Origin of the sequence: Streptomyces sp. NPDC058632 (genome assembly GCF_042717095.1) — a bacterium.
Classification (GTDB): Bacteria; Actinomycetota; Actinomycetes; order Streptomycetales; family Streptomycetaceae; genus Streptomyces.
Map to the genome: position 1 here is coordinate 1 of NZ_JBHXQZ010000118.1, position 22580 is coordinate 22580.

The window sequence follows — 22580 nt, forward strand, 5'->3', positions numbered from 1 at the left end:
TCGAACTGCCGGCGCCGCCACCAGGCCCGATCCCAAGCCAGCCACTACCGACGACAAGCCACTCAGGAATGAAGATCACGAACTACGGCTGGAGTGCTAACTCAGAGTGATAACACCAGGTCCCGGAAACACAAGCCAGCGCGTCGGGGAGAACCTGCGGTCGAATGCAGACACGCCCTGAACAGGCCGTATGCACGCCTGACCGTGCTCGGATTACCCTCTTTGGTGTGTCAGAAGATGAAGATCTCACCTGGAAGGCCCCGGAGGGTTCGTGGGCTTCGTCTGCGGCCCGTCGCCGCAATATGCAAGCGATTCGCAGCCGTGACACTCAGCCCGAAAAACTGATTCGGCGGCTGGTCCACGCCCAGGGGTTGCGCTACCGCGTCGCTGCACGCCCCCTGCCAGATCTTCGCCGGACGGCAGATATGGTATTCCGCCCAACTAAGGTAGCGGTCTTCATCGATGGCTGTTACTGGCACGGCTGCCCGGAGCATTACGTACCACCCAAGACGAATTCTGGATACTGGTCGGAAAAAATACTGCGCAACGTCGAGCGCGACCGGGACACTGACCGGAGGCTACGCGAAGCCGGTTGGCTCGTGCTCCGCTTCTGGGAGCACGAGCCGTCAGACTCCTGCTCTCAGAAGATCACTGACACCGTTCTTTTGCGGCGCACGGGGACGCCTGGGTTCTGACATAGAGATCTCTAGCTGCTCGGCGGCATCTAGCTGCGGAACCCCCCGGCCCGCATCCATGAAATAACCTTCCAGTAGCTCTTCCCGATGTTCCGGACGCAGAACAGCCGCAATCGCCCTCCCGACAGCCTCGGCCACCGGAGGCGGGAAGGCATTCCCCACTTGACGATATCGGGCCGTCTTCTTCCCCTGGAATTTCCAGCCGCGAGGGAACCCTTGAATGATGGCGGTTTGTTCCACCGTCAGCATGGGCCCAGCCTCCCGGAAGAGGTCGCGTTCGGGGTCGCATGCGTCCGGGTCGTTGGCGACACCCATAGCATTCACACCCAAAGCCTCCCAAGCCCGCTTGGCTCGGGTGGGGCCAAGGTCAGCTCCACCATGCTTCCTTGACCCGCCCACGAGAGTCGGCGCCACGCCCCGACCTGCGGCCGCGGCCTTCTCTGCATTGTCCAGCCAGTCCAGAAAGACCTGCTCGCCTGCTCTTTCCTCCGGGGTGGCTGACTTGCCCCACTTATTTTTGTCCCAGAATTCCCTGCAACGCTCCTCCATCGTCTCTGCAAGCGCCTGCGCCACAGTGACATCGCCTTCGTCCAGACGAACCGGCCAGGAGAACTCCGACCCATCGCCCGACAGGTAGTCTTCATGAACAGCAACAAGAATTGCCCTAGGACGCAATTGCGGAACGCCAAAGTCCTTCGCGTTCAATCTGCGCCAGACCTTCCTCATCTCTAGATCCTGACGCGCCGGAGTCCAACCGTCCTCCACCAAAGGAACAGAATAACCAATACTTTTGAGATCCTTCAGGATCTCGGCACGGTATTCAATGAATACCTCCGGAGGTTCCAATATTCCACGGACGTTCTCGATCATGACAGCCTTAGGGCGGAGGGCTTCAATGATCTCCAGAGCGGCCGGAAAAAGGTCACGCTCATCATCCTTGCCGAGTTGTTTTCCAGCCAGCGAAAATGGCGGGCACGGAACACCTCCAGCGAGCAGGTCGAGCTCTTTCGGCTCCAGGCCAAGTTTTTTATATTCTTTAGACTTCAGGAATTCCTTGACGTCCATGGGACGGAGACTGTCAGCCCGCTCAGCATCCCATCCAGGCCAACCCGCCACGTTCGCACTCAGTGTCTGAACGGCATGGGGATCCCACTCAACGAGGGCCCGGTGGTCAAAGCCGGCATTGTGCAGTCCAACGGCTTGCCCGCCGGCCCCCGCGCAGATCTCGATCGAGGTCAGTGGCGAGGCGAACTGCGGACGCTTACGGCCGCTGGCGCGCATGGGCGCTCCTCCTGGTGTGGCTCATGGGGTGTTCAGTCAAGAGACCATGGGCAACCATGATCTCTTGACACCAAGAGTCTCCCACTCCGCATCCTCACGGGGTCCAGGCCTGCTGGCTGAGCCTGGCCGAACCCGGCCCAGCCAGATCAAGCCGGGCCGGGAAACCAAAGAACAGAACCTACCTAGTACCCATGTGCCGGAGCAAGGCGTCAATATCGCTCGGTGCCAGCCCTGCCGCCACCGACGGTTCTTCTTCCAGGTCAGCGAGCTGCTGCACAGTGGGGTCGTCCAGGATGCGGCCCATGAACTCCAACTTCTGGTCGAGACGTATCTCCACCACCTCGTCGACAGTGTCCCGCGCTGCAAGAACCGTGACCCTGGTGTCCGTGTCGGGTGCCAGTCCAAGACGATGAATCCGGTCAAGGCTCTGCAGGAAGCGCCCCGCCATGAAGTCTCGATCGACATACACAGCGTCGTGGCAGACATGATGGAGGCTGATACCTTCCCCGAGCGTCGCGGGGTTGGAGATCAGCACCATGCAGCTCGGGTCCTCGCGGAATCGGCGCAGTTGCTCCTCCCGGTCCACTGTGCCTCCGTAGACCACAGCGGGACCGTACTTCTCCAGCATCCGTTCCAGAGTCGTCAGGCTCCGGACAAACGTCGTCCAGACCAGCGTCTTGCGACCCTGAGCAGCGTTTTCGGCGACGATCGTCACCGCCTCTTTGTACTTCGGCGACAGCTCGTAGTCCGGCAAAGTCTGCATCAGTGAGTACAGAGAGCTGCCCTGTGGAATGTCTAGCGGTGGCAACTGGTACACCAAAGGCTCATACCGGCTACCGCCCTCCAGCAGCAGCGCCGGGCTCGTCGCCGCCATCAGCAGCCTGAGCGCCGTCTTACCCAGCGAGCTGAGATCGTCCCTCGCCGTGCCGTTACTCATGCCGCCTACCAATGAGGCGTAGATCTCCTTGTGCAGAGGCGGCATGTCGACGTATCGCATCCTCAGCCGCATAGGCGGCAGACCCAGCTCCTGCTTGGTCGTCCTGGTGAACAAAGGTCGCAGCACGGAGCTGGCGTAGGCAAGGTCGCCCCCTGCCACTGCCTGGACCACCGTGCGCTGCCCATGGCCCGGCCAGACGAAGCCCAGCAGGTTCTCCAGGTCCTTGGAGCCGTTCGGGGCTGGCGTACCCGTAAGGATCATCCGCCGTGCCGCAAGAGGCCCCAGCGCCATGCACGCGGCACCGTACGTACCACGAGCGCCAAGCTTCATCCTGTGCGCCTCATCAAGAATGATCATGGAGGAGCCGGCCTTCAGCCAACCGGCGAGCCTGGAGAGTGAACGGTCCAGCCGCTCGTAGTTCACAATCAGCACCTCGGCCCACTGGTCCATCGACCCGTCGAGCACGTGCGTGCGCAGTGGGTATCTGAGACACACTGCCGTCTCATACCGCCAGGACTCGTACGCCGACTTCGGGCAGACCACCAGAAGTCGGCTCACCTTCCCCTGCTCCTTCTGTGCGGCATACACCGCCAGACCCACCCGAGTCTTGCCCGCACCCGGCACGCTGAAATTCGCCCCGTGCTGCAACGACAGCAGCTTCGCGATGTCCCGCCGCTGGAACTCATTGAGTTCCGCCTGCCAGGTGTTCCCCAGCAGGTTCAGCACCTGGTCCGGAGTGACCTCGCCCTGCGGCTCCGTACCCGCGAGCCGCGCCTTAACGATGTTGGCGTCCTGCACAACGCCGGCCACGAGGTTACGCAGTTCCGGAGCCCACTCAACACCAGCGTGATGCGGCCATCCGCTGAGCGCTCCCAAATTAGCCAGAAGTTCGTCGAGTGCAACCGATGCGCTGAGGGGGTCCAGCTGACCGCCCGTACGGAAACGGGCAGCCAGCTGGACGAGGTCCTGACGGTGTTCGTCAGTGGTCCTCAGGATGACCCGGGTCCGCGTTTCGTCGAACCCGAGACGCAGAGAGGTTCCGGTCAAATCCGTCACCGCGGATCATCCGAGGACACAGCCTTGAGCAGCCAGGCCACCCCGTCACCAGGAGTGGGCAGACCTCGGCCGGCCTGCTGGGCCAGCTTGCGCAGGCTGCTACGCAGCTTCAGGACCGCTTCGTCGAAGGCCTCCTCATCCAGACTGCGCGACGTGCGGGCCTGCACCAGATCCATCAGGCACTGGTCGATGCTCGCGCTTGCCTCTGCCAGCCGGGCCGGCGCGAGCTGCTTGCGCTTACGCAGCCGTGCGCTGCGTCCTGCGGCCTCGATCGCCTCGTCGAACGCCTTCTTCGCGCCGTCGAGAACGATCTGCTCCTTCTCCTTATCGCTGTCGGCCAGGCCTTCTCCAGTACTCCGCACAGCAGCGGCAGCCCTAAGGAGCTGATCGTTAAACGCCCGAGCTTCCAAGACGGCCGAGGAAGCTCCCGGAACCGTCAGTCCCAACCCGGGGATAGACACAGCGTCCTCACCCCTCGTGCCAGAGGCCTCGGTCCGGAGGGGAGCGGGGAGCGTCTGGGTCAGGTAGTCCTCCTTCAGGAAGATTTCGTCGATGTGCCTGACGTCCGTCTTGGAGAAGTCGAGCAGAATCGCCGCCAGCCGCCATTCCTTGAGAATCTCTGCCTGGTCGCGGTCGACACTCTCCAACTTCACGTACAACCGGTGCAGCTCCTTGAGCCTCTCCTGGGCCCCTTCCCAGTCGACGAGCCGCAGCGCCACGCCACCGCCGCTCTTGCTGCGGTCGATCAGCTCCTTGATCGTGCTGAGGATCCAGCGCTCCTGGTGGTACGTCTTCACCTGGATGCGGAAGTCCTTGGCGATCTGCTCAGGCGTCCTGCCCAGCGATGCCTGTTCTTCCATGGCGAGGAGCCGGTTGATGTAGGTGTAATCACGACGGTGGTCCATGCGCAGCTGGAGCGACAGCTCGACCGCGTTGAAGTCGGCCCAGGTGAACGACGGGGGCAGCACCCCCACGCGCATCGTCTGCACGCCTAGCTCCCGCAGCGCCACCGCCCGCGTGTTGCCGTTCACCAGCACGCCCAGGTGCGTCACGAGCCCAGGGTCGTTCTGCCCGAACTGCTCCAAGCTCTCCTTGAGCTTGTCAAAGTCGGGATCGCGCAGGTTGGGATCAGTGGGCGAAGCCTGCAGGAGGAACGTGAGGTACTTCTGGCTGTCCAGGGCCCAGGGATCCTTGTCGAGCGCTTCGTCGGAGTTCGCGTTGTGGCTGCGCTGGGCGCGAATCCTGTGTGTGCCTGGGTTGAGGTACAGCCCGCTGAGCGGAAGATCGACCACTTCCACGTGCGCCTGCTGCTCATTCCAGTCGACCCTGACGGTTTCCCTCGTTCCGCCGGCTGCCTTGGCCTCCTGGACCTTCTTCTTGATCAGTTCACTGAACTCAGCCGCGCGCGGCGGCGGCGGGAACTCCCGCAGCATTGTCTTCCCCATCCCTCTGTCTTCGCTGTTCTCTGCTCAGTCGTCCAGGCCGTCAGGCACGCCGGCGTCGTCGAGCGCGCTGGCAACAGCCTTACGGGTCTCTTCGGGCAGGGTCCGGTAGAGGCCCCAGATCTTGTCGATCGGCTCCGGCGCCCGCCGGTCAGCGGCGATCCAGCCGCCCAAGATCCGCCGCTCCATCGAGGACAAGTTCTCCATGTGCTCAAGCAGCGCACCCAGGTTCACCTCGCGGTCAGCGCTTCCAGAACCGCACCGCTTGCACTCGGTGACGAACTGGTACTCCTCCGACCCATCGGCCAACAGCACCTTGCGGCGGGCGATGTTCAGTACGGACTGAGTGACGCCGTCCTCGTCCCCGTACTCCTCGCCGACCGCGATGCCACACGACCGGCAGAGGTAGCTGTCCGCCTCGAACACCTTCTGCCGCTGGGCCGGCGTCAGGCTGTTCTTGTGCTTGGGCGCCTTCGCCTGTCCCGGGATCCAGACCTTGGCGCCCTGGGAGACGAACCGCTGCTCCTCCTGCTTGAGCGAGGGGTCATCACGGCTCGTGTCGATACGCCAGCCGCGGTCGCGCAGGTCCCTGATCCGCCGGTCGATCTGCGCGACGTCAGGGAAGGCAGAGCGCAGCTCGGCCTTCGTGAAAATCTTGCCTTCCCCCACCTCGGTCAGAAGCCACAGCGCGGCACGCGCCATGCTTCCAACCTTCCGGTTTCCATCCATCTTCTCCTGCCACGACGGCAGCGTCATCCAGCGCCTCCGGATTGCTCACATCACATACCGCCTTGAATGCGCACATCAAGAACAAACGGCATGCAAGTGGAATACGCCCCCCACTATCTGGCGGTTCCCAGCAGTCTCACAGTCTTCCACTACGGCCCGAATGGGTGTCTAGCCCTAGAACGCTTGCTCAGGAATTAGCAAGAACAGCCCCTGCGACACCGGGCACAATGGCGGCAGACACGCGAGGTTGACGGCCCATCGGCAACGAGAACGGAGAAGAACGACGTGGCGCGTAACGGGGTTACAGCAAGCAGTGCCACCTGGATGGACAAGGAGTTCCGCGGCAACGTGCGCCCACACATGCGGAATCTTGCCACGGCCTTGCAACTGCTCTGCCGATACCTGCGTCCGGACGAAGCGGCCAGATCATCTGGAAAGCGACTAACGCAGGCAAAAGCCGCCCGCCGCATTCATTGCGGCGAGAGCTCTTTGTCCAGATATTTGAGCGGACAATCCATGCCAGACCTGGCAACAGTCAAGGACCTACACAGGGAGGCCTGTCAGGACGCTGGCGGCAAGCACCTCGTCAGCGTGCCCCTCAACGCGCTGATTTCGCTGCACAAGGAAGCGGAAACGGAACGGCGTTGCCGGGGCGACGAGGAACTGACCGCCGAGGTAGACGCTCTCGCTGAACAGCTGCGGGTGGCGGAGTCCGAGCGTGCGGCACTCCGGCAAGAAGTCGCAAAGCTGAGGCCGCTGCGTGACGAAGTCACAGTTCTTCGTATGGCAGTCGAAGAGCTCAGGGCCGTCAGAGCCGGCTTGCGGGCACGTCTGGCAGCCCGTGCGGCGTCGGGTCCGCTGCCGGTCCCCCGCCGAAGGGGGGACCGGCAGCGGATGCGGAAAGATGTTGCCGCCGTACGCAACCTGGCCCTGCAGGCAGGAAAACTGGACGCCGACGGCCGGGCAGGAGCCGCACTCAGCTTGTTGCGGCGCTCCGCAGAAATCCTCAATCCGCTGGAGACAGCTGGGGTACTACTGCTTCTACGTCAGCAGCAGCATGACGAGCTCGCCAACAACTTGATTCATGTCTATGGCCGCGACCAGGGGGATCAAGATGTGCTGCATGTGGCACTGACCCTGCACGAGCAGGGATCAGCCGATGACGCCGGCGCGATACTGCAGGCGGCACTGAGGTAAGCGTCGGCGCGATTAAGAGAGCAGCCGAGCTGGGCCACCTGCACGTTCTAGGCTGCGTCGGCCTCGTAGTGCATCTGAGCCCGGTCCAGCACGTCATCCGGGTCCAGACCGCGCGCGGAGGTCCAGTGCAGCAAGTCGGCGATCAGCTCGATCGCCGACTCCTCCAGCGCCGATTCGCGCCGCCGGCCTTCCAAGACGACACCGCCGTGCCCCTGGTAGCTCTCCAGGGTCTCGACGGCACGCTCCACACGGCGGCACGCGGCCTCGGGGCCCAGCTCGATCTCACACCAGACCGTCTTGCCGAGCGCCGTGACGACGGTTCCCCAGTCCGCAGCCATGGCGGCGAGAAGATGCAGACCCCGGCCGCACTCCGCGTCGCAGTCGGCGCCGCGCACGGCAGGCAGCGCGTGGCTCTTGTCGTGCATCTCGACGCGCAGCCGATCGCACTTCCACTCCAGGATCAGAGTGGCCAATGTGCCCTCACCGACGTGCTTGATGACGTTCGTCGCCAGTTCCGTGACAAGAAGCCCCGCCTCATCGCCGGCCACGGGCACACCCCACTGGTCGAGCTGCGCGGCAACGATCCTCCGCAGCAGCTGCACCTCTGCCGGCAACGCGGCAAAGGGCAGGACGCAGCGGTGCCGACGGCTCCCGGCATCGATACCAGGCATGGGCATTCCTCCCTCCCAGCCACGCTCATGCTGCGCCTGCCGTATCCGTACGGCTGCATTGCGTAGCGGTCTGGATGCGAGAATGACACAGAGAACTCTCACTGTGTAACTTCTCATGAATCTCTATCGGGTGAATTCCGTAGTGAGCGAGCCGCCGCGCTGCCTAGCCTGTTCAGGCCCCGAGCAGCTGCCTGGGGTTACGCACAGAGGAGCCCCATGCCCGTCAGAGCCACCACGCGCCGTCGGCAACTAGGCGCGACACTGCGCAAGTTGCGCGCCCGCAAAGGGATGACCCTTGAGGAAGCCGGGCGGCTGGTCGGCGTATCGAAGGCAACGGTCAGCCGGTACGAGACCCAGGCGGGTCCGGTGAAGTGGATCGTCGTCGACGCGCTGTGCCGTGAGTACGAAGCAGCGGACGCCGAGCGGGAGGCTGTCGTACGGCTGGCCAAGGACGCCAAGCAGCAAGGCTGGTGGAGTTCGTTCGCTGACTCCATCCCAGAGAGCATGAACCTGCTGCTCACGCTGGAGGACGAGGCCGTACGTGAGGACCACTTCTCCTGCGTCTACGTCCCCGGCCTCCTCCAGACCCGCGCCTACAGCACCGCCCTGCAGAAGGCCAACGAGATCCCTCTGAAGCCGGCCGAAATCGAGCGGCTGGTGGACATCCGCATGAAGCGGCAGGAGATCCTCACCCGGCCGAAGCCGCCCCGCCTGTGGGCGATTCTCGACGAGTCCGTGATCCGCCGGGTCGTCGGGTCGCCGGAGGCGATGAAGGAGCAGCTGGACCGGCTACTTGAGTCCAACGAGTCCCCACACATCACGCTCCAGATCCTGCCGTTCTCCAAAGGCGCCCACTCCGCAGCGCTCGGCAGCTTCGTGATTCTCGGGGGCACCGAGTCGGCTCTCGACGTGGTCTACGTCGACTTCCACACCGGTTCGCTCTTCCTGGAGCAGGAAGAGGAACTGGAGCGATACAGACTTGCGTTCGAGTACCTCCGCGCACAAGCGTTGGACATGGAGGCTTCCTCCGCCCTGATCCATCGCGCGCGCAAGGAGCTGTGAATGTCCGCTGGCCGTCAGCCCGCCATCGAGCCGAAGTGGTTCAAGTCGTCACACAGCGGCGGCAACGCCACTGAGTGCGTGGAGTGCGCGCACGCGAGGTGCGGCGTACTCATACGTGACTCGAAAGACGCAGACGGTCCCGTAGTCCCGATTCACGCCAAGGCATGGCGCCATTTCGTGGACGCGTTGGGACAGAGCTAGGTGTTGCTGGCCATGCCGTTGTGCCGGGGTGCGGCAGCGTTCGGCGAGCCGTTGGTGTCCCTCGATGGTCAAGGGGGCGTTCGCATGCGTCACTGGAGCACCTCGGTGCTTCGGTCGGCTGCGATCACCGTGCGGAGGGGGAAGGCGATGGACAGCGCGACGGCGACCAGGAGTCCGCTTGCCCACAGCGGCCCGAGGTCCCCGGCCGCGGTGCCGAGGGTGGTCGCGGCGACGAGGGGGCCGACGGCGGCGCCGGCGTTGAGTGCCGCGGTCGCGTAGGAGCCGGCCATGGTGGGGGCTCCCGCGGCCTCGTAGAGGACCCGGGTGATCAGCGTGCTGCCCAGCGCGAACGACAGCACGCCCTGGACGAACACGAGGGTGAGCAGGGCGACCGGCTCGTCGGCCAGCACCGCCAGGGCCGGCCAGCCGATGAGCAGCAGCGGACCGCCGACCCCGATGACCATACCGGGACGCCGGTCGGACAGTCGGCCGGCGACGGTGACCCCGGTGAAAGCACCGATGCCGAAGAGCACCAGGGCGACAGAGATCCACAGCTCGCCCAGTCCGGCGGTGCCGGTCACGACGGGGGCGAGGAAGGTGAAGCTTGCGAAGGTCGCCGCGTTCACCAGTGCGCCGAGCAGCATCACCAGGAGCAACGGCGGCCTGGTGAGCTGGGCGAGCTCCGCTCGCAGGGCCGGCCCGCCGGCCATCTCCTCCCGCCCACGTCCCGTGGGGATTCCCTTCAGGATGCCGAGAGCCGCGGGCAGGCAGAGTGCGGCGACGGCCCAGAAGGTGGACCGCCAGCCGAGCAGTGCGCCGAGTACCGACCCGCCGGGGACACCGGCGATCGTGGCCACCGTCGTGCCTGACAGCAGCACGGCCAGCGCGCGTCCCTTCCTGTCGGGCGGGACCAGCGTGGCGGCAGCCGTCAGAGCCACGGCAAGGAACCCCGCGTTCGCGAGCGCGGCGACGACCCGGGTGGCGAACAGGACCGGGAAGCTCGTGGTGGTGGCGCCCACGGCGTGAGCCACCGCGAAAGCGAGGGTGAACCCGAGAAGGCTGGAGCGCCTGGGCCAGTCGCGGGCGAGCGCGGCCACAAGGGGGGCGCCGACGATCATGCCGATCGCGAAGGCCGAGGTGAGCGTGCCCGCTGTCCCGACGGTGACGCCGAAATCAGAGGCGATGTCCGGCAGGAGACCGGCGAGCATGAACTCCGAGGTGCCCATGGCGAAGACCGCCATGGCAAGCAGGTACAACGGGAAAGGCATCGAGTGGCTCCGAGGTGAGGAGAAGTACGAGAAGGTCATCTCGTCACCGCGGCCAGCCCCGGGGGCAGATTCGTCCCACCGCGGAATGCGGCGCGACGACAGAGCTACGAGCTCAGTGGTTCAGGGGGCTGACGGCGTGACCGAAAGCCCCCACCTCGTCCGACTCAGGACTCGACATGGCTCGCACGCTACCCGACCGATGCCCGCCGGGGCACCTCGGTTTCACCGGCACTGGGCTGTGTCATCAACGTCATGTCGTCCCACAACAGTTGAGGGGTGTCCCGTTCATCGCGTGATGGAGACCGTCGCCGCGTAGCCGCCGACGGCGATCGTTGTGGTGGCGCCGACGGCGGCCCTTGTGCCGGCGTCCGTCCGAAGGCGCACAGCGCCGGTGCCCGGACTCCGTGTCGGCACCGGATGGCTCGGGCCGCTGATCAACCCCGCTTCCGCTCCCGCTTCCGCTCCCTCTTCCGCTTCCGCTTCCGCTTCCCAGGAGAAGCGGACACAACCTGTCCTCTGCACCACGGAGACTCTTGCCCTCGGCGGCCACAGGGGCCGCTCGTCCGCAAGGAGTCTGCGCGTGTTCTCCGTTCTCGCCGACATCAACTGGCCGGCCGTCGCGATCGCGGCCGTGGCGTCGTTCCTGCTCGCCGGCGTGTGGTTCGCGGTCGTGATCGCCAAGCCGTACGCGGTCGCCCTCGGCCGCGAGGGCGCGCCGGCGCCCGCACCGACGGCGGTCACCACGGCGGGTCCGCTGGTGTGCCTCCTCGTCACCGTCCTGACCAGTGCCGTACTCGTCGAGGCACTCGGCATCACGGGCATCGGGGACGCCGTGGTGTTCGGGCTCCTCGTCGGCGTCGGTTACCTCGGCGCGATGACCTTCCAGATCGCCATCAACCCGAACTTTCCGCGCCCGCTCTACTACGGCATCCTCAACGCGCCGTTCTTCGTGATCACGAGCGTGCTCAACAGCGTCGTCCTGGTCGCGATGCGCTGACAGCGCTTCATCACCTCGGGTGATCTCGCCTGGTGGTGGGCGCCCTCCCGGGTGTGGGGCCGGGGGAGGCGGAACGGCTTTGGGGCGAGTTGCCGGAGTTCGCGGCCGATGGGTTCGGGGCGTTGCCGCGGCGGGACCAGCGGCGGTGCGGCACCAGCGGCGGTGCGGCACCGCGCCGGTCGGGGTGGCCCGGCCGTACCGCGGTGTGCCGGGAGAACGGGCCGGCCGTCAGGTCGCGGTCAGGGTGCACGCGGCGGCCACCGGCACCGGCGGCGGAGCACGCCACCCGTCCTCCCGTCGGCTGCCTTCCCACGGAGTTCCGGCGGGAGCCCCGTTGGGCGACGCGGGCGAATTGTGAGACGCGCCGACCTATTTCCGACATATATGACTATAAGACATGTGTTATTCAGTCATGCACTCACCTACGCGGCGCACCTTGCTCGGTGCCTCGATCACGGCCATCGGCTCGGGAGCCCTGGCCGCCTGTTCCGGACCCGGCTCGCGCTCCGGGTCCGGCCCCCACCCTGCGTCCGGTTCGTCCTCCGGAACCGGCACCCGCCCGGCGGCCGGGGGCCCCGGCCTGCCCGGCGGTGGTTTCGTTCCCAAGGGGCCCAAGGGGTACGTGAACCCGTCCGATCCCGAGGTCGTCGCCGCCGAGAAGGAACGCGGGTCCGGCCCCCTGCGCACGGTCGTGCTGACTGCCACCGAGACGTCCCTCGACCTGGGCGGACAGGCCGTCAGGTCATGGGCGTACGGCGACATGCTGCCCGGCAGGGAGATCCGGGTCACGGCGGGCGACCTTCTGAGTCTCACGCTCGTCAACCACCTGCCCGCGGAGACGACGCTGCACTCGCACGGTATCCGTCTGCGCTGCGACATGGACGGCGTCCCGGGCCTGACCCAGCGCTCCGTCAAGCCCGGCGCGGACTTCACCTACCGCTTCGCCGTGCCGCATCCGGGCACGTACTGGCTGCATTCACACTCGGGAATGCAGCTCGACCGCGGCCTGTACGCCCCGCTGATCGTCGAGGACCCCAGGGAACCGTTGTGCTACGACAAGGAGTGGGTCGTCGTCCTGGACGACTGGCTGGACGGCGTGGACGGCTCCACTCCGGACGGTGTGCTCACGCAGTTGCACAACGGCAGGAGTGTCCTGATGGACATGGGCGAGGGCACCGCACTCGACGGTTCCGGCCACGACATGTCCGCCGGTGCGCAGCACTCGGCCCCCGCCCTCCGTAAGCCCGCCGGCCCCTCCCGCGTCCTGCACAAGGGGCACAGCCGCGTGCTGCACAGCGCGGGCGGTCATGTCGACTACCCGCACTATCTGATCAACGGCCGCCTCCCGAAAGCCGCTTCGGTTTTCCGGGCCTGCCCCGGGGACCGGATCCGGTTGCGGATCATCAACGCCGGGGGCGACACGGCGTTCCGGGTCGCACTCGGCGGCCACGAGATGACCGTGACGCACACGGACGGCTACCCGGTCGAGCACACCCGGACGGACGCGCTGCTGCTGGGCATGGCCGAACGCTACGACGTGCTCGTCACCGCCAAGGACGGGGTGTTCCCGCTGGTCGCGCTCGCCGAAGGCAAGAACGCGAGGGCCCTGGCAGTCCTGCGCACCGGCAGCGGAGGCTTCCCCGGATGCTCCGCGCATCCGGAGGAGCTCGACGGTCGGCTCGTGCCGGCCGAACGGCTCGTGCCGGACGAATCCGTAGCCCTCTGCGACCGCACCCCGGACCGCGAGCTGAGCTTCAGACTGACCGGCAACATGAAGCAGTTCAACTGGAGCCTCGACGGTCGGCCCTACTCCATCGAACAACGCCACCCGGTCCGCGAGGGAGAACGGGTCCGCCTGACCTTCACCAACGCCACCGACATGTGGCACCCCATGCATCTGCACGGCCACACCTTCGCCCTCACCGGCACCGATGCGGCCGGAGCCCGCAAGGACACCGCCCTGGTGCTGCCGCACCGCAAACTCGTCGTCGACTTCAACGCCGACAACCCGGGCCTGTGGATGCTCCACTGCCACAACCAGTACCACTCCGAATCCGGCATGATGACCATCCTCGGCTACCAGAAATGACGACGGCGCTGCCCGGCGGGCACGCGCAGGCTCGCGCCCGCGTCGAATGAGACCGTGGTCCGGCGTCCGTGGCGGGGCACCGGCCCTGCGCGGAGTTCAGATCGGGCTCCCACCGGTCGAGCCGCGTCGTCCTGTCCCCGATCGAGCGGCAGAACCGGGTGTTCGCGGCGGGTCCTCCCAGCTCGCTGTTCGAGGTCTCTCGGCCGGCGCACGGTCTCGCTGCCGCCGTTGCCGACGCCTGTGCCGTCGCCGGTGCTGTCGCCGTCGCGTGTCGAGGTGTGGGCGCCTGCGCTCGCGGACAGGGCGGTGACCAGCGCCGCCCCGGCTCCCCGGGCGAGCACCCTGCGCCGGGACGAGTGCTTCCGTGCAGTGGCCGGGATCAGCCTTTCCTCGGGGTGTGACACTGGCGACCTCGCGTATTCGGCTGTCGCGTATTCCTCTCTGCAGGAGGTTCCCTGGTGACCGTCTGTGGTCGTGCCGACAAGTTGACGGACAGGCGGAGAGGCTGTCACCGCAGCTGTCCAGGCCCGGGCAGGCGTTGAGCGAGGCAGCCCCCCAGTCCGAGTCTGGGACGCGCGGCGTTGACGCGGATGTCATGCAGCGGGCGGAGGCACGACAGCTGGTGGGTTGAGGCGGGCGAAGCCTTCCTGGCGCTGGTAAGGGAAGTACGGGTAGGGCGCTGTCTTGCCGCTCGCCGCATCGAGTTTCGCCATCTGGTCGGGCGTGAGCGTCCAGCCGACGGCACCGAGGTTCTGGCGAAGCTGGTTCTCATCGCGGGCGCCGATGATGACGGAGGAGACGGTCGGTCGCTGCAGCAGCCAGTTGATGGCGATCTGCGGAATGCTTTTGCCGGTCTCCTGCACGATCTCGTCGAGGGCCTCGACCACGCGGTAGAGGTGTTCGTCCTCCACCGGCGGGCCGTAGTCCGCGGTGTGGTGCAGTCGACTGTTGGCCGGTAGCGGCTGGCCGCGGCGGACTTTGCCTGTGAGCCGTCCCCAGCCGAGGGGGCTCCAGACGAGGGCTCCGAGGCCCTGATCGAGCCCGAGGGGCATCAACTCCCATTCGTAGTCGCGGCCGATGAGGGAGTAGTAGACCTGATGTGCGATGTACCGCGGGTGGCCGTACCTCTCCGCGCTCGCGAGGGACTTCATCGCCTGCCAGCCGGAGAAGTTGGAGATGCCGAGGTAGCGGACCTTCCCTGCTCGTACGAGATCGTCGAGTGTGGACAGGACTTCCTCGATCGGCGTGCCGGCGTCAAAGGCGTGCAGCTGGAACAGGTCGATGTAGTCGGTGCCGAGCCGGCGCAGGGCGTCCTCGCATGCGGTGATCAGGCGCGAACGAGAGGAGCCCGCATCGCCTGGGCCTTCGCCCATCGGCAGGCTGGTCTTGGTGGATACGATCACCTGGTCCCTGCGGCCTTTGATCGCTTCGCCCAGCACCTCCTCGGAGGCCCCGCTGGAGTAGACGTCGGCGGTGTCGAACATCGTGATCCCGGCATCGAGGCAGATGTCCACGAGACGGCGTGCTTCGTGCGCATCGGTGTTGCCCCAGGCACCGAACAGCGGCCCTTGGCCGCCGAAGGTGCCGGCGCCGAAACTCAGTGCAGGGACCTTGAGGCCGGATGCGCCCAGCCGCCTGTATTCCATGACTGTTCCTCTCTCGTCGCCCGTACTTAACTAATGGGCTTGGAGTTCCGTTAGCGTGGTGTCTCAACGTAGCAGGCGCGAGTGATTAACGAAACTGGAGTCCCGTTATGAGGTTTGAGGGTGCGGATCCGGGGACCGTCCGTCCTGGAGGGCGCACGGCGCGGGTGCGGTCGGCGGTGCTGCAGGCGGCTGGGGACGCCTTGGCGGAACATGGCTTTGCCCATCTGGACCTCTCCGATATCGCGCGCCGTGCCGAGGTGGGCAAGACCACCGTCTACCGCCGCTGGGGAACGGTGACCAGCCTGGTGGCCGATTTGCTGCTGGACATGGCCGAGCAGTCACTGCCGCGTACCGAGACCGGCTCGCTGCTTGGTGATCTCAAGGCCAACGCCCGGCTCGTGCAGCGCACCTTGGCCGACCCGCGGCAAGGAGCGCTGTTCAAAGCAGTGATCGCCGCCGCCACCTGCGAGGCGAAGACAGCCGAGGCCCTGCACCGCTTCTACGACATCCGCGTCAAGGAGTGGGCACCCTGCGTTCAACAGGCCGTCGACCGGGGCGAGGTGCCCGAGGGCACCGATGTCCACGAGGTGATCCGTGCTGTCTCCGCCCCCCTCTACTACCGCCTGCTGACCAGCAGCGACCGCCTCGACGAAGCCGCCGCAGACCAGGCCGCCGGGGCCGCAGTGGCTGCAGCGCGTGCGGGAGCGTACCTGCGGGGCAACGAAGGTCGTGCGTGACCGGCTTCCCGCATCCGTCGCTGAGCCCGGGTCACCGTGCGTGATCTCCGGGGGCATAACGTTTCCAGGTTCCTCCGGCCTCTTCGGCGAGCCGGGTGGTGTGGTCGTCGTTGTAGCCGAGCATCCGGGCGATCACCGGGGCCGGGGCTTGGAGGACGAGTTGGCGGATCGCCGCTGTGCGTCCTGGCCGGGCCGGGAAGCCCAGTTGGCGGAGCCGAGGTGCAATGGCTTCCGGGGTCATGGGCTGTCCGGCCCGGCGGCCGGGGAAGAGCCATCGGGCTTCGAGGTTGGTCGCGGTCTTGGTGTTCGGTCGCTGCCCCAGGTAGTTGAGCAGCATTCCGTCGAACGAGGCGGGAACGGGCGACGGTGGGTCGCCGAGTCGGACGAGGACTTTGCCGTCCTCGTGCTGGACGTCGTCGCTGCTGAGTCTGGTGATCCGCGTAAGCGGCTGGGCGTAGAGGAGGACAAGGACGGCGGCCACGCGGTCCTGGAGCGGGATGTCGTCGCGGTTCACGAGCTGTCGCAGCAGCGCGAGCCGTTGGTGCTGGGTGATCGGAGCGGGATTCGCCGTCGAGCGGTGCGGGATGGTGACGGTCGGCATGTGCTTGGACTGCATGGCCCAGCGGAGGAAGGAGTGGGTGAGGCGCCGGGCGGTGTAGCCGCCTGCGTACCAGGTGTCGACATCAGTCTGGGTGCAGTTGGCGAGGGCTCGTCCACGCTGGGCGAGGTGGTCGAGGAAGTTGATTGCAAGGTAGAGCTTGTTGCGGGCCTGCTGGGTCTGGCTGCTGGTGAGCGGGCCACGGCCGGCCAGGGTGCGGAGGCAGCGTTGGATGTGCCGGGTGGCGAAGAGCTCCAGGACCTTGCGGTGCTCGGGGTCGCTGACAGTAGGCAGTTTCTCGGCGAGCCACCGCTGGAACAGCAGCAGATGCCGGTCGGCCGGCGGCAGGACGCCGCACTGCATGAGCAGGTCGCGCAGGTAGGCGACCGATCGCCACGGCGTGAGCTGGCTCAGTCCCTCGTGGGTGAGTGGGACTTGGTTGCGGGCCAGGGCCTGCAGGTTCTGCTGGACGTGCGGCTGGCTGGTCCAGGTCGGCCCGCCCCAGGGGCGTTTCATCTGTCGGAGCGTGTCGAACAGTGGGAGGAGTTCGGGCCGGATGTGGCCGGTGCCGTCGTCGAGGAGTTCGTGGAGGCGCTCGGCCAGGACGCATCGGCCGCAGATTCCGCGGCGGTAGCGTCGTGCTTCCTGGCCGCACCGTTCGCAGGTGAAGTCGCCGAGGCCACCGGCACAGTCCGTGCAGAGCCTGCCACTGTCCGGTGCGAGGCCCGGGGTGAGCCGTTCGACACCGCAGCCAGTGCAGGTTCCGTAGGTCTCCAGGGCCTGGGCGTAGCAGCCCGCGCAGATGTAACCCTCGGGCCAGTGGGCTGCCCCGAGTCGGACGGCCCGGCGGCATCGCGCGCAGAACAGGTCCTCGACGCGGACGCGGGTGCGGCTCATCCTTCGGGCCGGATGCGGGCGCGCTTGGGACGGACGGCCGACAGGTCGACGACTGCGTCGCCGGTGGCGACCTTGCGGATGACGGCGTTCTCCGCCTTGGTGGCGATCAGATCGGTTGGGGTGCAGTCGAAGATGTCGCAGAGCGCGGCCAGCACCGGCAGGGACAGCCGCTCGGGAGTGCCGGTAACCAGGCGATGGACCTGCGAGAGGGAGAGGTTGATGCCGCGCTCGGCAAGCGGCGGAGCGAGCTCGCTGGTGGTGAACATCCCGGTGGCGGCCATCTTCTCGCGCAGACGCCACTGGTAGCTGACCTGGCGTTTCATCAGGCCCTCCTCGCAGGCTTGAGCGCGGCCTCGACCGTGGCGTCCAGGGCGCGACGCAGGGTGCGGGTGCGGAAGTCGGAAGACACGCAGGTGTAGATGGAGGTGGTGGACGCGTGATCGTGGCCGACCTGCTGTTGCACGAACAGCGGATCCCAGCCGTCCTCGATCAGGTGGGTGACGTATGACCTTCGCAGCGAGTGGAAATCCAGGACCGGGTCCAAGCTGAGGTCGTCGCGGTAGGCGGCGAAGCGGGAGTCCAGCCGTTGCAGTCCGACCCGCCGGCCGCGTTCGGACGGCCATAGGGCGGGCCCGTCAGCGTGCCGCATCGCGGGCCTCACCTCGCTGATCCACTGGTCGACGATCTCGGCCGACCACTCCCACACGGTCAGCACGCTGCGGCGCTTCGGGGGCGAGCCCTTCTTCGCCTTGCCGTGGCGGACGTAGCAGACGCCGTACTCGCCGAACTCCGCCCCTTCGGGGTTGCGGCCGAAGTCGGCCGTGTCCAGCATTCGCGTCTCGTTGCGCCGCAGCCCGTAGGCGTACGCAGTCTTGAGGAGCATCGCGTCGCGGAAAGCGGGCAGCCAGCCCTTGCGGCCGCGTCCGCGGACCCGGCTCACCTCGTCGTCGGCGTGGTCGAAGAATGCCTGTAACTCATCCCGGGTGAAGGCCCGTTTCGGGGCCTCTGCCTCGCACTCCTGCATGTGCACGGCGGTATTCCACTCGTGACACACCTGGATCGGATGGGTGCCGAAGCGGCGCTCACACTCCGCCGCCCAGCCGTAGGCCGGGTCGGCGGCGTAGTCGCAGAACAGACGCACCGCCACCTGGTAGCCGCGCAGCGTCGAGCGGACGCAGCCACGGACCGCCCGCAGGTCACCGAACCACTCGTCCGCCAGCATCGAGGACCAGCTCCACGGAAAGGCATCCGCGTGCGCGGCGAACGCCCGCACCTTCCGCTCCCGACCGTTGATGGTCGACAGCACGAGGTTCCGCGCCAGTCGCTGGTTGCGCCGGCCGTCCAACATCGCCTCGAAGACCTGCTCCTCCGGCCGCGGCAGCGGCACTCCGTCGGCCAGGTGCAGCCGCGCGACCCCAGGCGTCGCCCCGTCCTTACCCACCAAATTCATCACGCTCCGTAGATCGCGTCCGGCGCGAGAATCTCGCATCAGACGCGAAGCCCGGAGTGGAACGGCAGGTCAGCCATCCGATCGTGTGAAGCGGAACGACACGGACACAGCCTGTCCGCTACCGTCTCGTCAGGCACACGATGAACCCTCAAATCACTGATCAGCGGCTTCCTTATGCCCGATCGACCAACGCGGCCCAAGAAGCGTCCACTTCGCATCAGATGCGATTCGCGCCGGTTCCGAGATGCGCGCCAAAGGGGCAACGGGATGACCTTGAAGCCCTGAGCGTCCGTCGCCCGTCACCCATTCGGCTCAGTGTCGTTGGTGGTGATGTTGAGCGTCGTCTGGGGCCCGGGGTGGGTTGTGACATCGATTGAACGGACCGCGTATCCGCGGTTCAAACGGCTGATCACCGCGCATGAGCCGCATCTGTTCTTCTCCCCGAGTCGCGATGAGCTGGAGTGGGCGGCCGATGCCACAGACTGCGATGAGCATCTGCTGGCGCTGCTGCTGATGCTGAAGTCGTACCGGCGTATGGGGTGCTTCCCGACGCTGGAGGACGTCCCGGAGATGGTGGTGGACTTCGTCCGGCGGGCGGTGGAGCTGCCGGAGGGCACGCTGCCGGTGTACCGGGCGGAGCGGACCGCCAAGCACCACCGGGGCCTGGTCCGCAAGCAGGCCGGCGTGACGTATGACCAGGCCAAGGCCCGGGGCATCGTCGAGCAGTCGATCCGTAAGGAGGCCGCGGCGAAGAACCGCCCGGCGGATCTGATCAGCATCGCGCTGGAGAAGGTGGTGGAGGCCGGGCTGGAGCTGCCCGGGTTCTCGACCTTCGACAAGATGGCCTCGAAGATCCGCACCGAGGTGAACGCCTCGATCTGCGCGGGTATCCACGACCGCATGAGCGCTGCTCAGCGGGCGGGGCTCATGCGGCTGCTGGAGGACCGTGACAGCGACGGGACGACGCTGTTCAACCGGCTGAAGAAGCCCGCCAAGGGCCCGACCTGGTCGCACTTCAAGAACCTGACCAAGCGTCTGGAATGGCTGGACGAGCTGGGCGACACCGATGTGTGGATGGAGGGGGTCGCCGCGGGGAGGGTCACCGACTTCGCCGGGGAGACGGACGCGGCGGATGCCTCGGAGCTGCGGGACTTCGTCCCCCGTCAAGCGCATCGCGCTGGTCGCGGCCCTGACGCACAAGACGCGGATGCGGGTGCGGGACGACCTGGCGACGATGTTCTGCAAGCGTGTGGCGACGAAGATCAAGAAGGCCAAGGCTGAGCTGGAGGAGATCCGGCTCGCCGAGCGGGAGATCGTCGAGTCCCTGATCGGGAACTACCGCACCGTGCTCAAGCACATCGACGAGGGCGGCCCGGCCCAGGAGGCGCTCACGAAGGCCGCGGCCATGACCGCCGAAGCCCGCCAGGCCCTGGAGGGTCTGGACGAGGAGGCGTCGGTGGACGAGGTCGCGGCGCGGCTGGAGGGCAGGGTCTCCCAGGCGGTCCTCTCCCTGGTGAAGGCACAGGTGGTGCAGGTCGGCGGGTTCGGCACGGTCACCCGCGCGGTGGAGGGCTTCGGTGGCTTCGCGAAGCAGTACGAGCAGATCGAGAAGGTCTCCGCTCACCACCAGTGGCGGGAATCGTCATATCCGTGTCCTTGCTGCCATTGGAGGATGTGACCACGATGGATGAGTGAGCATCCGACGCATCGTCTTCGCCGTCTTTCCGGATTTCCAGATCCTCGACCTGACCGGACCTCATGAGGTATTCACACAGGCGGGACGTCTCACCGGAGGCGTCGTCCTCGAAACTGTGGCTGCCGCGGCCGGTCCAGTGCCCTCCAGCGGCGGTCTCGCGGTCTCCCCAACCCTGACGATCGATGAGGCTGCTGGGCCGGTGGACACGCTCATCGCCGTGGGCGGCAGGGGTATCCACCGGGCTTGCGAGGACGGACGCTTCGTCGACTGGTTCGCCCGGACCGCTCACCGTGCGCGCCGTACTGCCTCAGTGTGTAGCGGCGCCTTCCTGCTGGGCGCCGCCGGGCTACTCGACGGGCGGCGCGCTGTCACTCATTGGTCGCGCTGCGACCAACTCGCCGAGCTGTATCCGCAGGTCACGGTCGACCCCGACCCGATCTTCGTCCGCGACGGTGAGGTGTGGACCTCGGCCGGTATCACTGCAGGGATGGACCTCGCGCTCGCCATGACCGAAGACGACCACGGGCCCGAGATTTCCCGCGCTATCGCCCGCCAGATGGTGATGTTCGTCCAACGTCCTGGAGGGCAGGCGCAATTCAGCGCCCAACTCGCCGCCCAGCGCCCGGAGCGGGCACCCGTGCGCGGCATCCTCGACTGGATCGCCGACCACCCCGACTGCGACCTTGGCGTGCCCGCCCTCGCGGCACGTGCCGCGATGAGCGAACGACACTTCACCCGCGTCTTCCGTGCGGAGACCGGCCATACCCCCGCCGCGTACGTCGAGAGCGCCCGTATCGAGGCCGCAAGACGGCTCCTGGAGAGCACCTCCGCCACCCTGGAATCGGTGGCGCACGCCTGCGGCTTCCGAACCGTCGAGACCCTGCACCGCAGTTTCAAGCGGTCGCTCCAGGTCACCCCCGGCGCGTACCGCAAGTATTTCTCCGCGCACACCACCGCTGTCTGACGGCGGTGACCAACCGCCGAAAGGCACTTATGCGTATCGCCATCCCGCTCTTCGACGGATTCACCGCGCTCGACGTTGTCGGCCCGTACGAGATCCTTCGCATGCTGCCGGAATCCGACATCGTCTTCGCCGCCAACGCTCCAGGCCCTTGCACGGACGGCGAGGGCCATCTCGTCCTCCTCGCCACGGCCTCCTTCCAGGACGTCGTGGAAGCCGACGTCCTGGTGGTGCCCGGTGGTCCGGGCGCACGTCGCAGCCTCGCCGACGAGTCGCTGCTCGGCTGGATCCGTCGTATCCACGCCACCACCACGTGGACCACGTCGGTGTGCACCGGATCTTTGCTGCTCGGCGCAGCCGGCCTGCTCGACGGGCTGGAGGCCACCACTCACTGGGGGGCTGTCGACACCCTGGAGTCGTACGGCGCCACCTACACAGAGCGTCGCGTTGTGGAACAGACCGGCGGCATTGTCACCGCCGCCGGGGTTTCTTCGGGCATCGACATGGCACTGCGGCTTGCTGAACTCATCGCGGGACGGGTAGCCGCCGAGGCGTTCCAACTCGCCATCGAGTATGACCCTCAACCGCCCTTCGACTCCGGCTCATATGCCAAGGCGTCCCAGGAAGCGAAGAACTACCTGGCGGAACGCCCGCGCCGTACTGCCCGGCCCGCGTCCGTATAGCTACGGGCAAGTGTCGGCTTATCGGACTTCCGCTCGTCGGCGGTCCGGCAGGATGTTGCCGCAGTAAATGCCGGATTTACTGCGGCAGACCCCTACCGTGATCATCTCGACCTGCGGCGGGGCATTCCGGCCGTCAGGGCGAGGTGTACGCATTTACTGCGCCAGTGCCGGGAGGGCGGGGCGGGCGTGACCATCGAACCGGTGACCGAACTCGGAAGCGGGGGCGCGCTCCGGCTGCCGCGCGCCCGGTTGGTGCCCCTGTCCGCCCGCCCTCGTCGTACACCGCG

21 protein-coding genes and 1 pseudogene are annotated in these 22580 nt (G+C 66.6%); 11 read left to right on the forward strand and 11 right to left on the reverse strand.

Features of this window, described 5'->3' with window-relative positions; all coding sequences use genetic code 11:
• Window positions 1-302: 302 nt before the first annotated feature.
• Window positions 303-695 carry a very short patch repair endonuclease gene (locus ACFWVE_RS31190; protein WP_384021363.1) on the forward strand — a complete coding sequence of 131 codons (393 nt, stop codon included), beginning with the start codon at window positions 303-305 and terminating at the stop codon, window positions 693-695.
• Here the strand turns inward: ACFWVE_RS31190 and ACFWVE_RS31195 are convergent.
• The 4 genes from ACFWVE_RS31195 to ACFWVE_RS31210 form a co-directional block, all read right to left on the reverse strand.
• Window positions 627-1976: a DNA cytosine methyltransferase gene (locus ACFWVE_RS31195; protein ID WP_384021304.1), complete on the reverse strand. Its 1350-nt coding sequence runs from the start codon at window positions 1974-1976 to the stop codon at window positions 627-629. The genes ACFWVE_RS31190 and ACFWVE_RS31195 overlap by 69 nt on opposite strands.
• Before the next feature lie 178 nt (window positions 1977-2154).
• Window positions 2155-3969 (reverse strand): DEAD/DEAH box helicase, encoded by a 1815-nt coding sequence (locus ACFWVE_RS31200; RefSeq protein WP_384021307.1) that lies wholly within the window; start codon window positions 3967-3969, stop codon window positions 2155-2157.
• A complete protein-coding gene (locus tag ACFWVE_RS31205; RefSeq protein WP_384021310.1) occupies window positions 3966-5402 on the reverse strand; it encodes a hypothetical protein in 1437 nt (478 codons plus the stop codon). Before ACFWVE_RS31205 ends, ACFWVE_RS31200 begins: the two co-directional genes overlap by 4 nt.
• A 36-nt stretch (window positions 5403-5438) precedes the next feature.
• The gene (locus ACFWVE_RS31210) at window positions 5439-6167 is read right to left on the reverse strand and encodes a hypothetical protein (RefSeq protein WP_384021313.1); all 729 of its coding nucleotides are present in this window, start codon (window positions 6165-6167) and stop codon (window positions 5439-5441) included.
• A 297-nt stretch (window positions 6168-6464) separates the two neighbouring features.
• Here ACFWVE_RS31210 and ACFWVE_RS31215 point away from each other — a divergent pair, with 297 nt between their 5' ends.
• Entirely contained in the window at window positions 6465-7337 is an 873-nt protein-coding gene (locus tag ACFWVE_RS31215) for a helix-turn-helix domain-containing protein (RefSeq protein ID WP_384021316.1), read from the forward strand.
• A gap of 47 nt (window positions 7338-7384) precedes the next feature.
• Here ACFWVE_RS31215 and ACFWVE_RS31220 read toward each other — a convergent pair whose 3' ends face one another.
• Window positions 7385-8008: an ATP-binding protein gene (locus ACFWVE_RS31220; protein WP_384021319.1), complete on the reverse strand. Its 624-nt coding sequence runs from the start codon at window positions 8006-8008 to the stop codon at window positions 7385-7387.
• Between the two features lie 216 nt (window positions 8009-8224).
• Here ACFWVE_RS31220 and ACFWVE_RS31225 point away from each other — a divergent pair, with 216 nt between their 5' ends.
• Window positions 8225-9070 carry a helix-turn-helix domain-containing protein gene (locus ACFWVE_RS31225; protein WP_384021322.1) on the forward strand — a complete coding sequence of 282 codons (846 nt, stop codon included), beginning with the start codon at window positions 8225-8227 and terminating at the stop codon, window positions 9068-9070.
• A complete protein-coding gene (locus tag ACFWVE_RS31230) occupies window positions 9071-9271 on the forward strand; it encodes a DUF397 domain-containing protein (protein WP_384021326.1) in 201 nt (66 codons plus the stop codon).
• An 89-nt stretch (window positions 9272-9360) separates the two neighbouring features.
• Here the strand turns inward: ACFWVE_RS31230 and ACFWVE_RS31235 are convergent, their stop codons facing one another.
• A complete protein-coding gene (locus ACFWVE_RS31235) occupies window positions 9361-10539 on the reverse strand; it encodes a Cmx/CmrA family chloramphenicol efflux MFS transporter (protein WP_384021329.1) in 1179 nt (392 codons plus the stop codon).
• A gap of 580 nt (window positions 10540-11119) precedes the next feature.
• On the opposite strand from ACFWVE_RS31235, the gene ACFWVE_RS31240 reads away from it, so the two are divergent.
• Window positions 11120-11536 carry a DUF1761 domain-containing protein gene (locus ACFWVE_RS31240; protein ID WP_384021332.1) on the forward strand — a complete coding sequence of 139 codons (417 nt, stop codon included), beginning with the start codon at window positions 11120-11122 and terminating at the stop codon, window positions 11534-11536.
• A 412-nt stretch (window positions 11537-11948) separates the two neighbouring features.
• Window positions 11949-13625, forward strand: a complete 1677-nt coding sequence (locus ACFWVE_RS31245) for a multicopper oxidase family protein (RefSeq protein WP_384021335.1) — start codon at window positions 11949-11951, stop codon at window positions 13623-13625.
• 88 nt (window positions 13626-13713) lie between these two features.
• On the opposite strand, the pseudogene ACFWVE_RS31250 reads toward ACFWVE_RS31245, so the two are convergent.
• A pseudogene (locus ACFWVE_RS31250) lies at window positions 13714-13806 on the reverse strand (class A beta-lactamase); the annotation flags it as partial.
• A 412-nt stretch (window positions 13807-14218) separates the two neighbouring features.
• Window positions 14219-15271 (reverse strand): aldo/keto reductase, encoded by a 1053-nt coding sequence (locus ACFWVE_RS31255; RefSeq protein ID WP_384021338.1) that lies wholly within the window; start codon window positions 15269-15271, stop codon window positions 14219-14221.
• Between the two features lie 107 nt (window positions 15272-15378).
• Between ACFWVE_RS31255 and ACFWVE_RS31260 the strand changes: the two genes are divergently transcribed.
• Window positions 15379-16008, forward strand: coding sequence for a TetR/AcrR family transcriptional regulator (locus ACFWVE_RS31260; RefSeq protein ID WP_384021341.1), 630 nt, complete (start codon window positions 15379-15381; stop codon window positions 16006-16008).
• A 31-nt stretch (window positions 16009-16039) separates the two neighbouring features.
• Here ACFWVE_RS31260 and ACFWVE_RS31265 read toward each other — a convergent pair whose 3' ends face one another.
• The 3 genes from ACFWVE_RS31265 to ACFWVE_RS31275 are packed head-to-tail and all read right to left on the reverse strand — an operon-like array spanning window position 16040 to window position 18953.
• Complete coding sequence (locus ACFWVE_RS31265) at window positions 16040-17503, reverse strand: hypothetical protein (protein ID WP_384021344.1); 1464 nt, start codon at window positions 17501-17503, stop codon at window positions 16040-16042.
• Window positions 17500-17826 (reverse strand): helix-turn-helix domain-containing protein, encoded by a 327-nt coding sequence (locus ACFWVE_RS31270; RefSeq protein ID WP_384021347.1) that lies wholly within the window; start codon window positions 17824-17826, stop codon window positions 17500-17502. Before ACFWVE_RS31270 ends, ACFWVE_RS31265 begins: the two co-directional genes overlap by 4 nt.
• Entirely contained in the window at window positions 17826-18953 is a 1128-nt protein-coding gene (locus tag ACFWVE_RS31275; protein WP_384021349.1) for a tyrosine-type recombinase/integrase, read from the reverse strand. Before ACFWVE_RS31275 ends, ACFWVE_RS31270 begins: the two co-directional genes overlap by 1 nt.
• 330 nt (window positions 18954-19283) lie before the next feature.
• Here ACFWVE_RS31275 and ACFWVE_RS31280 point away from each other — a divergent pair, with 330 nt between their 5' ends.
• The 4 genes from ACFWVE_RS31280 to ACFWVE_RS31295 are packed head-to-tail and all read left to right on the forward strand — an operon-like array spanning window position 19284 to window position 22293.
• The gene (locus ACFWVE_RS31280; RefSeq protein WP_384021366.1) at window positions 19284-20234 is read left to right on the forward strand and encodes a DUF4158 domain-containing protein; all 951 of its coding nucleotides are present in this window, start codon (window positions 19284-19286) and stop codon (window positions 20232-20234) included.
• Window positions 20203-20631, forward strand: a complete 429-nt coding sequence (locus tag ACFWVE_RS31285) for a hypothetical protein (protein WP_384021352.1) — start codon at window positions 20203-20205, stop codon at window positions 20629-20631. The genes ACFWVE_RS31280 and ACFWVE_RS31285 overlap by 32 nt, the downstream gene beginning before the upstream one ends.
• A gap of 13 nt (window positions 20632-20644) precedes the next feature.
• Complete coding sequence (locus ACFWVE_RS31290) at window positions 20645-21613, forward strand: GlxA family transcriptional regulator (RefSeq protein ID WP_384021356.1); 969 nt, start codon at window positions 20645-20647, stop codon at window positions 21611-21613.
• Window positions 21614-21642: 29 nt separating this feature from the next.
• Window positions 21643-22293: a DJ-1/PfpI family protein gene (locus ACFWVE_RS31295; RefSeq protein WP_384021360.1), complete on the forward strand. Its 651-nt coding sequence runs from the start codon at window positions 21643-21645 to the stop codon at window positions 22291-22293.
• The last annotated feature ends 287 nt before the right edge of the window (window positions 22294-22580 follow it).

Excerpts from the sequence above, each read along its gene's own strand:
- ACFWVE_RS31215 (WP_384021316.1), top strand. The coding sequence starts at position 6,465 with ATGGACAAGGAGTTCCGCGGCAACGTGCGCCCACACATGCGGAATCTT.
- ACFWVE_RS31195 (WP_384021304.1), bottom strand. The coding sequence starts at position 1,976 with ATGCGCGCCAGCGGCCGTAAGCGTCCGCAGTTCGCCTCGCCACTGACC.
- ACFWVE_RS31210 (WP_384021313.1), bottom strand. The coding sequence starts at position 6,167 with ATGACGCTGCCGTCGTGGCAGGAGAAGATGGATGGAAACCGGAAGGTT.
- ACFWVE_RS31280 (WP_384021366.1), top strand. The coding sequence starts at position 19,284 with ATGTTGAGCGTCGTCTGGGGCCCGGGGTGGGTTGTGACATCGATTGAA.
- ACFWVE_RS31260 (WP_384021341.1), top strand. The coding sequence starts at position 15,379 with ATGAGGTTTGAGGGTGCGGATCCGGGGACCGTCCGTCCTGGAGGGCGC.
- ACFWVE_RS31190 (WP_384021363.1), top strand. The coding sequence starts at position 303 with ATGCAAGCGATTCGCAGCCGTGACACTCAGCCCGAAAAACTGATTCGG.
- ACFWVE_RS31255 (WP_384021338.1), bottom strand. The coding sequence starts at position 15,271 with ATGGAATACAGGCGGCTGGGCGCATCCGGCCTCAAGGTCCCTGCACTG.
- ACFWVE_RS31275 (WP_384021349.1), bottom strand. The coding sequence starts at position 18,953 with ATGAATTTGGTGGGTAAGGACGGGGCGACGCCTGGGGTCGCGCGGCTG.
- ACFWVE_RS31245 (WP_384021335.1), top strand. The coding sequence starts at position 11,949 with ATGCACTCACCTACGCGGCGCACCTTGCTCGGTGCCTCGATCACGGCC.
- ACFWVE_RS31295 (WP_384021360.1), top strand. The coding sequence starts at position 21,643 with ATGCGTATCGCCATCCCGCTCTTCGACGGATTCACCGCGCTCGACGTT.
- ACFWVE_RS31235 (WP_384021329.1), bottom strand. The coding sequence starts at position 10,539 with ATGCCTTTCCCGTTGTACCTGCTTGCCATGGCGGTCTTCGCCATGGGC.
- ACFWVE_RS31220 (WP_384021319.1), bottom strand. The coding sequence starts at position 8,008 with ATGCCTGGTATCGATGCCGGGAGCCGTCGGCACCGCTGCGTCCTGCCC.
- ACFWVE_RS31270 (WP_384021347.1), bottom strand. The coding sequence starts at position 17,826 with ATGAAACGCCAGGTCAGCTACCAGTGGCGTCTGCGCGAGAAGATGGCC.
- ACFWVE_RS31265 (WP_384021344.1), bottom strand. The coding sequence starts at position 17,503 with ATGAGCCGCACCCGCGTCCGCGTCGAGGACCTGTTCTGCGCGCGATGC.
- ACFWVE_RS31205 (WP_384021310.1), bottom strand. The coding sequence starts at position 5,402 with ATGCTGCGGGAGTTCCCGCCGCCGCCGCGCGCGGCTGAGTTCAGTGAA.
- ACFWVE_RS31225 (WP_384021322.1), top strand. The coding sequence starts at position 8,225 with ATGCCCGTCAGAGCCACCACGCGCCGTCGGCAACTAGGCGCGACACTG.
- ACFWVE_RS31230 (WP_384021326.1), top strand. The coding sequence starts at position 9,071 with ATGTCCGCTGGCCGTCAGCCCGCCATCGAGCCGAAGTGGTTCAAGTCG.